This is a genomic window from Pedobacter sp. UBA5917, assembly GCF_002432345.1.
Classification (GTDB): domain Bacteria; phylum Bacteroidota; class Bacteroidia; order Sphingobacteriales; family Sphingobacteriaceae; genus Pedobacter.
The window spans coordinates 26,493-40,071 of record NZ_DJDT01000261.1; the positions used below are offsets into that span (position 1 = coordinate 26,493).

The 13,579-nt window shown below is 39.0% G+C and carries 9 protein-coding genes; 7 read left to right on the forward strand and 2 right to left on the reverse strand.

From position 1 onward, the window contains the following. Positions 1 to 13: 13 nt before the first annotated feature. The gene (locus B2V92_RS17580; RefSeq protein WP_293310564.1) at positions 14 to 2,083 is read right to left on the reverse strand and encodes a TonB-dependent receptor plug domain-containing protein; all 2,070 of its coding nucleotides are present in this window, start codon (positions 2,081 to 2,083) and stop codon (positions 14 to 16) included. A 102-nt stretch (positions 2,084 to 2,185) separates the two neighbouring features. Between B2V92_RS17580 and B2V92_RS17585 the strand changes: the two genes are divergently transcribed. Next, positions 2,186 to 3,103: a helix-turn-helix domain-containing protein gene (locus B2V92_RS17585; RefSeq protein WP_293310566.1), complete on the forward strand. Its 918-nt coding sequence runs from the start codon at positions 2,186 to 2,188 to the stop codon at positions 3,101 to 3,103. 22 nt (positions 3,104 to 3,125) lie between these two features. On the opposite strand, the gene B2V92_RS17590 is transcribed toward B2V92_RS17585, so the two are convergent. After that, positions 3,126 to 4,142 (reverse strand): LacI family DNA-binding transcriptional regulator, encoded by a 1,017-nt coding sequence (locus tag B2V92_RS17590; protein ID WP_113948931.1) that lies wholly within the window; start codon positions 4,140 to 4,142, stop codon positions 3,126 to 3,128. Between the two features lie 680 nt (positions 4,143 to 4,822). On the opposite strand from B2V92_RS17590, the gene B2V92_RS17595 reads away from it, so the two are divergent. From B2V92_RS17595 to B2V92_RS17620, 6 genes are all read left to right on the forward strand, one after another. After that, positions 4,823 to 5,410, forward strand: a complete 588-nt coding sequence (locus tag B2V92_RS17595; protein ID WP_293310569.1) for an RNA polymerase sigma factor — start codon at positions 4,823 to 4,825, stop codon at positions 5,408 to 5,410. A 185-nt stretch (positions 5,411 to 5,595) separates the two neighbouring features. Next, on the forward strand, positions 5,596 to 6,750 hold the full coding sequence (locus tag B2V92_RS17600; protein ID WP_293310571.1) for a FecR family protein: 1,155 nt from the start codon (positions 5,596 to 5,598) through the stop codon (positions 6,748 to 6,750). A gap of 274 nt (positions 6,751 to 7,024) precedes the next feature. Then, a complete protein-coding gene (locus B2V92_RS17605; protein WP_293310573.1) occupies positions 7,025 to 10,345 on the forward strand; it encodes a SusC/RagA family TonB-linked outer membrane protein in 3,321 nt (1,106 codons plus the stop codon). A 27-nt stretch (positions 10,346 to 10,372) separates the two neighbouring features. Next, the gene (locus B2V92_RS17610) at positions 10,373 to 11,929 is read left to right on the forward strand and encodes a SusD/RagB family nutrient-binding outer membrane lipoprotein (RefSeq protein ID WP_293310575.1); all 1,557 of its coding nucleotides are present in this window, start codon (positions 10,373 to 10,375) and stop codon (positions 11,927 to 11,929) included. A 130-nt stretch (positions 11,930 to 12,059) separates the two neighbouring features. Continuing rightward, positions 12,060 to 13,154, forward strand: coding sequence for an MBL fold metallo-hydrolase (locus B2V92_RS17615; protein WP_293310577.1), 1,095 nt, complete (start codon positions 12,060 to 12,062; stop codon positions 13,152 to 13,154). A gap of 54 nt (positions 13,155 to 13,208) precedes the next feature. Beyond that, the gene (locus tag B2V92_RS17620) at positions 13,209 to 13,571 is read left to right on the forward strand and encodes a hypothetical protein (protein WP_293310579.1); all 363 of its coding nucleotides are present in this window, start codon (positions 13,209 to 13,211) and stop codon (positions 13,569 to 13,571) included. Positions 13,572 to 13,579: the final 8 nt, after the last annotated feature.

Genomic DNA, 13,579 nt, shown 5'->3' on the forward strand with positions numbered 1-13,579 from the left:
TGTTGTTTTAATATTATAGTTTATCCCAGTTGTAAGTTAAGCCCAGTACATAGGAGCGTCCGTAGCTGTATGGCACTGCTGCCCCTCCAGTACTGTGTGCCCCGCCTGTAGCTGTTGAGCTATTGGTTAATTGTGTTACATTAAACAGGTTTTTAACACCCGCATTAATGGTTAAAGAGCGAAACAGGTTTTTGTTCAGCATTAAATCTGCCGTATGGAAATCGCCAACTCTTACGAGTGTGGCCGTTGTGTTATTGCTACCTAACTGGTAGCTTGGTAAACTGCCTGTATATTTATAAAACAGGCTGATGCTTCCATTCAGTTTGGTAAACGTGTAGGTAATGTTCGAGTTTACTTCTGTGGCCCATGCAAATTCGGGTGTTTGCAGGTTATCGTTTTCACTTAAATCGTTATATCTTCCGATATACGATACCCCAAGTGTAGCCTGAAGGTTTTTAAAGATCAATGTATTTTCCAATGTACCACCGGTTGTTTTGTATTTAGAAATATTGATCAGCGTAGTGATGGTTGGGTTTGTGGAATCGAAACCAAATTCGATCCTGTTTTTAAACTCATTGTAAAATCCCGATAGGGTAGAACGGAACTGAAAATCCCTGACCTGTACGCCTGCCCAGGCCAATGAGCCATTAAAACTGTTCGATTCTTCTGCTTTTAAATTAGGATTGCCCAAAATATTATGACTGGCATCAACAAAATCGTAATAAAGTTCCCTTAATGCCGGAGAACGGAAACCCCTTGCATAAGCCAAACGCAGATCGAGGTTTTTGGTTAAAGTAAATTTGGTATTTAACGATGGGATTACCGGAGGGGCATCGTAAATGGAGTTTTTGATAAACCTTAAGCCCGGGCGGATATTGATCCCATTGCCAAACTTAATTTCTGACGAAATAAATGCAGCATAATCGTTAATTACAGGCGAACCATTTATTCTTTGTCCACTGGCTGCATCACGGTTATATTCTATGCCCGGTTGAAACGATACCGATTTATTGAGCATGTAAACAGCTGTTGCCCTAAAAATCGTTGAATTAAACTTCGCAATATCCTGTTCGCCGGCACCAGTTGATAATTCTTCTGTATTATTGGTAAAATCGTGGATAACGGTTTTTGTTGCCCGATCAAGCTTAGTAAAGCCGGCGATAGCAGATAATTGAAAATTATTACTGATTTTATATTCAGATTGTAACTGCTGCGTATACCTGTGGGTGGTATAGGTTTGTAAAAGGCCTTTATAGGTATTCGGGTTTAAGCCGTAACGTACATCAATATCTTCTTTTAGCCCATCCAAACGGTACCAAATGCTAAAATTATCATTCCTATAAGCGATTTTGGTATTGCCCATGTATTGTTCTTTGGGTTTCCAGCGGTTAGGTACGGCACTAACCTCGGCAATGGTAGCCGTTTTCGAAGCCAGGTTCCAGCCACCAAAATCGTTGTGCGTAAAACCGGCCAGTACGCTCCAGTTATTGTTTTTCCAATTACCACTGATATTCTGGATGTGGTTACCCTTGCCTGATAAAGCTTCGTATTCGTTACCCGCCGTTTCTTCCTGTACCCTTGCCGATAAGTTTAACAGCGATTTTCCGTTACCGCGTTTGGTGATGATATTGATTACACCAGCCAAAGCATCGGTACCATAAACTACCGACATTGGTCCTTCAACAATTTCGATACGATCAATGGTATTGATGTCGATCTGGTTTAAACTTTCCCTCGCATCCGATCGGTCTACCATAGGCACACCATCAAGCAAAATCTTGATGTTTCTGCCTGTCATGCCCATTAAAGAAACATCGGTGGTACCCAAAGTTAAATCGTTGCTGAAACGGAAGCCCAGTTCGGTATTCAAAATCTGCTGCACATTGGTGGCCGCCCTTAATTTTATCCGTTCAGCAGTAATGGTTCTGATGTTGTAAACAGAGTTTCTTAAAGTTTGTGGTCCGTACTGACCCGTAACCACTACATCTCTCAAATCATTTGCCTTAGTGGTATCAACTTTAATTTCCTGAGCCACAGTAACAAATCCGCAAAGCGATAAGGCAATTGATAAATATATTCTCATTTATTTAGACTAATTATAAATAATTGTGCAAATTTGTACATAATCATCAAAAACAGATAACGCAGAACGGATAATTAATACCGTGAAACGGATTAAATCAATATGGAATTTAAATGCTCCGCAGGTGGAAAGCTGATTTCCCGCAATACCTATCCCGATAATTTCGACAGCGATATCGCTGTTGGTGAAACAGTTGTGCAATGGAAAAGTGAAACTGCTTCATTACAACTGGATGAAAAATGGTTTAAAGGGATCCATATTGTTTTAATTGATATTGATCCCACTGCTCCTGAGGTCTTTTTATTGGAGTGTTCGCAAGCGCAAACCGGATTTTTATTCTGCTTGGACGGAGCTATTGAGTATAGTTTGGAAAATCAGGATTATTCTCCTTTGCGACAGAGTGAACAGGATCTTAATTTGGGAAGTATCGATTGCTTAAAATTCAGGGTAAACGAAACTTCGCAGTTGCTTTATGTACAACTTACAGAAGCTTATTTTAAGCAGATTGCCGGAAATGTTATTTCCAATACTCCTTATACAATACAATCGATCAAACCCGAAACCAATCTGATATTACAACATATTATCAACGATAGGCACGAGGGGAGGGCGAAACGCCTGTTTTTGGAAGCCAGGATATTTGAGCTGATTATTGTGTACCTCAACCAGAGCGAAGAAAAGCAGGTGCTTACTTTTAAGCAGGAGGATATCAATAAAATTATGCTTGCTAAACAGTTAGTAGAACAAGACCTACAAAAGCCAAATTCACTAATCGAACTTTCGCGTAAAGCAGGAATTAACGATTACAAACTGAAAAAAGGCTTTAAAGAGTTAACCGGACATACGGTTTTTGGTTATCTCTATAAAATCAGAATGGAAAAGGCACATTACTTTCTGTCAGAAGAAAAAAGGACTGTAAACGAAGTGGCTTTTCTGGTGGGATACAAAAATGCACAGCATTTTATTGCAGCCTTTAAAAAGAAGTACAACATTTTACCCGGAAGCTTAAATAAAAATTAAAAACTTAGCGCAAACGTTTGTTTTACTCTTTCACCTCATTTACAATCAGGTCTGATTCTACTATAGTATTGTAATAAGCCTGGTTTTCCGAATTTGGACTGTGGATCAGGTCTAACAATATATTTGCAGCTTTCTGTCCTTGTAAATAAGGATATTGCTCTACCGAAGCCACCGGCGAATTATCCAGATAGCTGATAATCGGCAGGTTGGCATAACTCACCACATCAAAATCGTTGATTACATTGAGTTTTTTGAAATATTTGATCAGAAAAAGTGCAACATAATCGTTAAAGGCAACAATAGCTGTCGGTTTTCTTTTATGGTTCAAAAATTGATTGGCCGCTTCGATGGTGCCCTGTTCGGTTAAATCGCAGTTTACCACCAACGATGGATCGAATTTTAAGCGGTTAAAAGTAATCGCCTGCATATAACCATCCTTGCGCTCCTCGCTTGCATAAAGTGTATTTGGTCCATTGATCATGCCAATGCTCCTGTGTCCTTTTTTTAACAGGTAATTAACCGCTTTAATCGTGGCACTTTCTAAGCTACAGGCAACATAATGCACATTTTTAAAAGGCGGTATACGATCAAAGAATACAACCGGAATGTTAAAAGAATTCAGTTTCTCAAAATGGTCGAATTTGGAAGTGTCTTTACTGATCGATACCAATAAACCATCAACACGCTGATTTTTCATTTTTTCAACGAGTTTAACTTCCTGCTCATAATTATCGTGCGATTGCGCAAAAATAACCGTGTAGTTCTTTTTGATTGCCTCATCCTCAATGGCCGAAATGGCTATGGAGAAAAAATGTTCTGATAGTTCAGGTAGAATAACGCCAATGGTATACGTTTTTCCTTTCTGGAAAAGGATTGCAGCATTATTTGGCTCATAGTTTAGAGACTTTGCCAGCTGTTTTATTTTCTCCCTGGTTACCGCGCCAATACTGGGATGATCGTGCAGCCCCCTTGAAACACTTGAAGGAGAAATGTTTAAAATTCTGGCGATTTCTTTTATGGTTGTTGGTTTCGATTGCATTCTAATTGCTAAACTACATTAAATTTCTTCAACTTGTACCATTACAAAATTAATCAAACGTTTGCGTTATTTTTTTTCTGCATTTCTTTTCTCCGGCCTATAAATATCAATACATTCGGGACATAAAACGATACCAGATTCTGAAAATTAATAATAGCAAATTTATCGATAGAAAACAATTCCTGAAGGTTAAAAATAAACCTGGGTTTAAAAAAATAATCAGGCATTTATAAAAGGACACCCCCATGATTAACAAAAATTCCCCTCACATTGAGGGGTTTTTAAAACAAAAAACGAGAAGTGTTCGTACCACTTCCCGTTAAATGGGTTTTTCCTGCATGCAGGAAACAATAAGTTATCTAAGCTATATGTTTAACCCGTATCAAAGATATAAATTTAGTTGTTTTAAATAGTGCATTTACTGATCTAATTGTACTTATAAATAGCTGGAATTTAGAATTTGGAGCGTTTTTTTAACCAAATAGATAATTTATTGAAAGCTTACAGATAAAAGTCGAAATTCATTACGCAATCCCCATCCGTACACCAACCGAAATCCTTATAACCAAAAGCGGCTTTTTTTAGTTAACCAACCGATATAGATAACTTAATATAAGGTTAATATTAATGCATTTTATTTGCACCTTTTTTAAAACTTATTAGTCGTTTCCAAATTGCGTATGTACGGAGAATTAGAAAGTAATTTTTTTCTTTTGGTAAAGCTGGATAAAGACAAAGCCTTTAAGCTTGTTTTTGATGCTTATTGGGATACGCTTTATAAACAGGCCTATAAAAAAGTTCACTGTAGGGATATTGCGCAGGATTTGGTACAGGATGTATTTGTAGGGCTTTGGGATAAACTGGAACTTTTAGATGCCGAGGGTAGTGTACTGGCTTATCTTTTTGCCATTCTCCGTAATAAAATATTAAAGCTATATGAAAAGGATGAAGTGCGTTTAAGGTATGCGGTAAGTGTTGTAACCGATGTGGTACCTTCTGATCTGCATTCGCAGAACAGTATTCTCGAAAAAGAACTTAAAGCAGTTATTGATGCCGAAATAGCCCGTATGCCATTGCGTATGCAGGAAATCTACCTGCTTAAAAGAGAAGATGATCTCTCGATAAAACAGATAGCCGAAGATTTATCACTATCGGAACAGACGGTGAAAAACCAGCTTCAAATGGCTTACCAGCGTTTGCGTACAAGGGTTACAGCTTACGATTCTTCATTGATAATGCTTACGCTATTTATCGCCAAACATTTATAATTCCCCTTTCTATACCTAAAGTCGTCACCCTGAATTCATTTCAGGGTCTATTTTGCTGGAAAGATGCTGATCCCGAAGTAAAATTGGGACAGCCTGACGATTTCGATGGGAAACTCAAAAAAAAAAATAATTTTCGCATGGTACTTTTTACCAGGTAACCGTATAACCCTATAAAAGCAGGTATTTTGAATACAGAAGAAATCAAATATTTACTCAAAAAGTACAACGATCAAACCGCCAGTCCTCAGGAAAAAAAACTGATAGAGGAATGGTATGAGCATGTAAACGGTGAAGAGTTACAGCCATCAGAATTTAGTGAGACTGAAATTAAGAGCCAATCTTTCAGTAATATTCAATCCAGGATTAAAGCACATGCTAATGTGAAAAAACCAAAACAGATAAAACTTTTTTCTGCATGGTTTTTTAGGGCAGCAATTGTTTTAATCACACTTTCTGCTGGTTTGTACTTGTATTTAAAACAAACAGAATCCAATGTTCCAGTGATTATTTCTAAAGTAAATAAAACAGAAATAATACCGGGTGGCGATAATGCGATACTCTCTTTGGCCGACGGATCGAAAGTGGTTCTGAATAAAACGGCCGATGGCCAGATTGCCGATCAATCCGGTGTGAAGATCATAAAAACAAAAAGTGGAGAGCTGCTTTACCGTTTCGTTGGCGATCCGAATGCCAGTGCAACAGCCATGAATACGGTAAGTACACCAAGGGGCGGGCAGTATCATTTAATTTTGGCCGATGGAACCGAAGTGTGGCTAAATGCAGCTTCTTCGGTTAAATTCCCTGCTGCTTTTGCCGGTAATGAACGTAAGGTTGAGGTTACAGGTGAGGTTTATTTTGAAGTAAGCAAAAATAAAGCAAAACCATTTATTGTACATACCGATCAATCGGATATAAAAGTTTTAGGTACACATTTTAATGTAAATACCTATGATGATGAAGAATACCAGCGCACTACATTGCTGGAGGGAAGCATTGAAATGAAAACAGGTAACCAGAAAGTACTGCTAACCCCAGGCCAGCAGGCCAATATCGGCGGAAAAAGTGGTGCTATCAAAATAAGGGAAATTGATGATCTGGAGGCCGTAATCGGCTGGACAAATGGATACTTCCAGTTCGAAAAATCAGATCTTCAATCGGTAATGCGCCAGGTTTCGCGCTGGTACAATACAACCGTTAACTACAACGGTACCATACCAGCAAAACAATATACCGGAAAAATACCGCGGAGCGTAAATGTTGCCAAGCTGATCGAGATGCTTTCTTATACAGGTATCCACTGCTCGGTAGAACACAATGAGATCACTGTAAATCCTAGATAAAATAACCAAACACAAACTATAAAAAGATTAAAATATGAAAAAGTATTACTAAAGGCCATTCCAATTAAAAATTCCTGAAAAAGAGCCATAAGTGTTCGTACCACTTTAGGCCGGTATTTGAGGAATTAAAAACCTGTGCCGATAGATCCGCAACAGGAAACAATATTTATCTAAGCTATAATGTTTAAAACCCAGATTCAGTTTTATGAATTTTTTTACCCTATTAAACGCCGTATTTAAAATGCGGTGCAAATCAAACCAAATGATATTGGTGATGAAGCTAACAGCAATATTTTTATTGGCAGGCCTTTGCCAGGTAAGCGCAGGAGTTTATAGCCAGAACATTACATTGAAACAGAAAAACGCTTCGATGGATGTTATATTCAGGTCGATTGAGAAACAGAGTAAATATGTTTTTCTATATGATAACCTCGAACTTCAGAACGCCCAAAAGGTGAGTATCGATGTTAAAAATGCACCTATCGAACAGGTGCTAAATCTTTGTTTTAAAGATCAGCCATTGATCTATAAAATTTTCGATAAAACCATTGTGCTCAAAAAGCATACGGAAACTGCCCCTGAGTTATTTTTTGAAACCATCCGCGGAAAAGTGGTAGATGAAAATGGCCAGCCCATTGTCGGAGCAAGTGTAACGGTTAAAGGAACAAAAGTGGGTGCTACCACCGATGCCAATGGTTCATTTTCCATAAATGCCAATGTTGGTGCTACTTTGGTCGTTTCTTTTATCGGTTATAATGCGCGCGAAATTATCATCGATAGCAACAGGGATTATAATATTGCATTACAGCCGGTTCCAACCGAATTAACAGATGTAGTGGTAACTGCATTGGGTATTAAACGTTCGGAAAAATCGTTGGGTTATGCCGTGCAAAAAGTTGCGGGTAAAGATCTGCAGACCGTAAAAGGAGTTGATATCGCGACCTCATTAACAGGCAGGGTTTCTGGTTTGGTCATCAAAAATTCGACTGAATTCAATGCCCGTCCAACGGTAGAACTACGTGGCGAAAGTGCTTTGCTTGTGGTAGATGGAGTACCTTATGGTAATCTTACGCTGAGGGATATCCCTACAGATGATATAGAGAGTATGGACATTCTTAAAGGTCCAACGGCTTCTTCTTTATATGGTTCGAGGGCATCTGGCGGTGTGCTTTTAATTACCACCAAAAAAGGTGCAGCAGGTAAGGGGCTTTCTATTGATGTAAACAGTAATACCATGGCTTCACTGGGTTATCTTGCCATACCAGAAGTACAGAGTTCGTATGGACGTGGTCAAAATGGTGTAATCGATAACGATTATGTGTGGGGCCCAAAGCTTGATGCTGGCAAAACAGCTAGGGACTGGAATCCGGTTACCAAACAGTTCGAAGATAATATGCTCCTTACATCGAAAGGTAAAGATAACCTAAAGAATTTCATGTCGACAGGGATTATCTTAAACAACAATTTAAGCATTGCCCAGTCAGGCGAAAACGGAAGTTTTAGGATCGGTTTAAACGATATCTATAACAAAGGCCAGTTTCCGAACCAAAACCTGAATATGGTAAACTTGACCATGTCGGGCGAGATGAAACTGAGCGATAAGTTTAAATTGGAAGGCCATATGGGCGTTAGCCGCCGTTGGGCCGATCAGATCTGGGGCGGTGGTTATAACAACCAGGGTTACCTTTATCAGTTAATCATGTGGACGGGTACTGAATACGATATCCGTGATTACAAGGATTATTGGAAAGTACCTTACAAAACACAGAACTGGATGTACACCAACTGGTATGATAACCCTTATCTAATCGCCAACGAGAAATTAAATGGCATACAGAACAATACCGTAAATGCGAACGTTACCGCTAACTATAAAATCAATGATGATTTTAACTTATTGGTACGTTTAGGTTACGATAACTATAACAATAAAACAACCTTCCGTAACCCAACCGCAAATATATTTTCTACCAGGGGCGGCGCTGTTAATGGTAGTGGCTGGAACGCAAAAGGAATGTATTCGATACAGGATGCAAGGGGTTTTAGCACCAACGATGACGTAATTTTAAGTTATAAAAAGAAACTGAACAAATTTTCGATCGATGCTTTGGCCGGTGGAACTGTTTATTATTATGTTGACGAATCTTTAAGCGGAACAACCAAAAACGGATTGATTTCGCCGACTTTTTATTCGCTTGCAGGCTCGGTAGAAGCACCAACAGTTTCGCAGGGCTATGGTACACGTCAGATCAATAGTTTGTATACAAGGGCATCTTTAGGGTATAACGATGCATTTTTTGTAGATTTTACCGGCAGAAATGACTGGAATTCGGCTCAACCTAAAGAATCGCGTTCTTATTTTTATCCATCCATCGGTTCGAGTATCGTGATTTCCGAGTTGGTAAAGCTTCCAAAAGTGATTGATATGTTCAAAGTACGTGGATCTTGGGCCGTATTTAAAACCGCATTCGATCCGTTTGCCATTAATAAAGCCTATAACACAACTACTGCTGCCTGGAACAGCTTAAATTCTGCAAGTTATCCGAATTATCTTATCGGACAAGGTTTACTTCCAAGTTCTACCAGAACATATGAGATCGGAGCGGCTGGATATTTATTTAAAAAGCGATTACATTTCGATGTTGCTTATTTTAATAAATACTATTACAACAGGCAAACCGACCTGAAGCAGAACGGGAATACGGCATATTTACCAAATACTTCAGGTTTTTCAATGGCTATTATAAACACCCAGGAAACTTTTGAAAGGAGGGGAATTGAAATTACCGTTGACGGTTCTGTGATCAAAAACAAAGATTTCGAATGGTACACCACCCTTAACTGGTCTAACCAGCACCGCTATTATGTAAATCTCGATCCGGTTTATTCCGCCGATAATTTATGGGTTAAAAAAGGCGAAAGATTAGATACCTATACCGATAACTATTGGCTTAAAGATCCTCAGGGAAATGTAATCAACGAAAGCGGGCTTCCTGTTTGGAGCGATTATGTGAAAAAATTAGGTTACGGCGAGCCCGATTTCAGTTTTGGTTTTATCAATAATTTCAGTTATAAAAACTGGTCGTTAGGATTGAATATCGACGGACGTATCGGAGGTTTGATGTATAACTATGTTTATGATAAAATGTTCGATTCTGGTACCGCCCCCGAAACTGATAATATTTACCGTTACAACCAGGTGGTTTTGGGACAGAATAATTACATCAGTCAGGGTGTTAAAGTGGTGTCGGGCACGGTTACTTATGATAAATACGGACAGATTACCAGCGATACCCGTAAATATGCCGTAAATGATGTGCCTGTTGGGTATCAGGATTATGCACAATGGTACAGGGGTGGCGATAAAAGGGTTCAGAACGAATCTTTCGTAAAACTGCGCGAGGTTTCGATAGGTTACCGTTTACCCTCAAAAACGGCAAGCAGTTTAGGTTTAAAGAACGCTTCTTTCTCTTTAACCGGTCAGAACCTGTTTATGTGGACCAATTTCAAATATTCCGATCCAGATGTTGATACCGAAAATTTAAATTCGCCATCAATGCGCATGGTAGGCTTTAACGTAAAAGTAGGTTTCTAGTTATTTATTGATTTTTAAGAAAATTTTATGAAAAGTAAATTTTTAAAATATACCCTGTTATTGCCTGCTTTGGCATTGATCAGTAATGGCTGTAATAAGTTCGACGATATTAATACCGATCCGAACACTACTACGCAGGTAAATTCGGCCATGTTGGCCACAAATATGATATTGAACATCACCAGGAGCGACATCAGTTCTACAAAGTCTTTTATGCAACCATTCTTACTGGGTAAATTCCTTACCTGGGGTGAGGGGCAGGAGAACTTCCAATACAATAAAATCAGCCGTGCCGATTTTGGCAGGATAAGCCTGTTGCGCAACATTGCACCTATGGAAAATTACGCCACCAGCGATGGACTTAAAAAGTCCTATCAGGCATTGGGCCATTTTATCAGGGCCTGGCAATTTTTTATGACAACCATGCAGGTTGGCGATATTCCTTATACTGATGCCGTTAAAGGAGAATCGGATGCCATTTTACAGCCTAAATATGATACCCAGAAAAATGTATTTATAGGTATTTTAAACGAACTTGATCAGGCAAATGCTTTATTTGCTACAGGCGCTAACTTTGAAGGCGATCCCATTTTTGCAGGGAGTACCGATAAATGGAGAAGGTTAACCAATAGTTTTGAACTGCATGTACTGATCAATCTTTACAAAAAAACAGGTGATGCCGATTTAAAAGTGATCGATCGTTTTAAAGATATCGTGGCCAACAGTCCGTTAATGAGGGATTATAATGACAATTTTGCTTTGGCTTACAATGCTACGGCTGGTCAGAATTACCCTTGGAGTGATGTTCCGGCAGGTTCGGGTAATTCATTCGTAAAATCGAATTATACCATGTTAACCAACGTATTGCTCGAACCGTTAAAAGCAACAAACGATAGAAGGTTATTTTATTATGCCAAACCTTCCCAGGTTAAAATTAATGCGGGTGTTTCACAATCCGATATTGCTGCTTATCCAAGTGTAGAGCCTTCTGATTCTTTTTCAAGTTTACAGACCAGGAGGGTAAATAAAGATTATACCGATATTAACCTCAGGTACGTAAACCTGGTTAATGCAGAACCGGTAGGTGTTTTTAACTATTGGGATTTACAGTTTATCCTTGCCGAAGCTACCATCCGCGGCTGGATAACCGGTATCGATGCACAAACCTATTACGCAAACGGAATCACCAATTCGATGAAATTTATAGCGCAGTACACACCCGATCTTTCTGATTACAACCATAATATGAAGATGGATGCTGCTTATATTGCTGCTTTTCCGGCTACGGTTGCCTTAACCGGCACCACCGAACAGCAAATTGCGCAGGTGATTACACAGAAGTACCTTGCCAGCTTTTTACAGGGCAGCAAATACCAGGCATGGTTCGAAAACAGAAGAACAGGTTATCCGGTATTCAAACTTAATTCGTCAACAAATTTAAATTCACCTTCAAGTAATTTTCCGCTAAGGTGGCTTTATCCATCAAATGAGCTGAGTTATAATTCGGCAAATCTATCTGCTGCGGTGGCCAGCCAATATGGTGGCAGCGATGATGTGAACCTAACCATGTGGCTTTTAAAATAACTGAATTGAAAAATCCTTCTGGAAACAGAAGGATTTTTTTTTGTAATATTTAAAGTAAAAAAGTAGTTCATACGTCATGTATATTTGAAAGCTGTTTTTAATGGCAAAATGGATACCTTATTTAAATTAAATGATTGCAGTTTATATAGTGATTTTTTTGGCGACTGTTTTTTTTATCATCACCAATCTTCCGGTTTTTGGCCGCTTACCAAGAGGGCAGCGCCTTTCTAAAATCAAACATTTAGCCATTTATAGCGATGGCGCATTGCAAAACCAGTCTTTTACACCAATGCAGCCTGAAGGCGTAAGCTTTTTTAAAATTCTGAAAGCTTTCTTTTTTGAAAAACACCCAAACAGATCGCCGGATAAGGCGCTACCTTTTGTAACGCCCGATATTGCAGGAAAGCCTAAAAGCGATTCGCCTGAAATTATCTGGTTCGGACATTCTTCTTACCTCATCAAAGCAGATGGCTTGAGGATCTTGGTTGATCCGATTTTTAGTAAAACACCATCACCTTTTTCGTTTATCGGCAGCAAGGCTTTTAAAGGAACCGATGTGGTTAAAGCAGATCATTTTAAGGCTATTGACGTACTGCTTATCACGCACGATCATTACGACCATTTAGATTATCAGAGCATTCTGGAAATTGCCCCACAGGCCAAAACCATTGTTACTTCACTGGGTGTTGGCTCGCATCTGGAACGCTGGGGAATTAAAACAGAAAAAATCAACGAACTGAGCTGGAGCCAATCCATTACGCTATTTGATCATTTGAAGTTTACCGCAGTACCCGCGAGGCATTTTACTGGTAGAAAATTTAAAAGAAACCAGACCCTTTGGTCGGCATTTATATTGCAAACCGTTAACTGTAAATTGTTTTTAGGTGGCGATTCGGGCTACGATACCCATTTTGCCAAAATAGGAGAAGAATTTGGCCCTTTTGACCTCGCATTATTAGAATGTGGACAATATAATGCCTACTGGCCTTACATCCACATGTTTCCTGAAGATACGATACAAGCCGCTATTGATTTAAAAGCAAAAGCATTGATGCCTGTGCATTGGGCTAAATTTAGCCTGGCCATGCACACCTGGGATGATCCCATTAAAAGGGTGGTTGTAGCAGCTGCGGCAAAACAATTTCCATTGGTTACGCCCAAATTAGGTGAAACGGTTACTCTGAATGGCAATTTGCCGACCGATAATTGGTGGCTTGTAAAATAAAAACTAAACAATAAAGCTTTAATGCTGTTTAATTTCTAAACTCAAATAAGAATTATGAAAACTGATCTTGTAGAAATTTTCCAGACCATTAGGGCAGGCATACAACCTTACGCAACGCGTGGTTATACCGTACATGAGAACTCTGAAACCGGATACGATCTTTACAGTGAGAAAAATGTAGAATCGAATGGCGAAAAAGTAACCGAACGGTTTTTTACAGGAGTTTATATTAATGGGAGCGAGGTAGAAGTTAAAGTGAATACCTCCGAATTTACCACCAAAAACCATGAGCTGGTTAATTTCGGTGATAATACCGCCGGATTGAAAATTACCCGGCTAGACGATGCTAAGTTAAAGGAAGTTGAGACTTTGATCGAGATTATCCACGCGAACTTTAAAGAAAAAGAGTGGATTTAACAATCTGA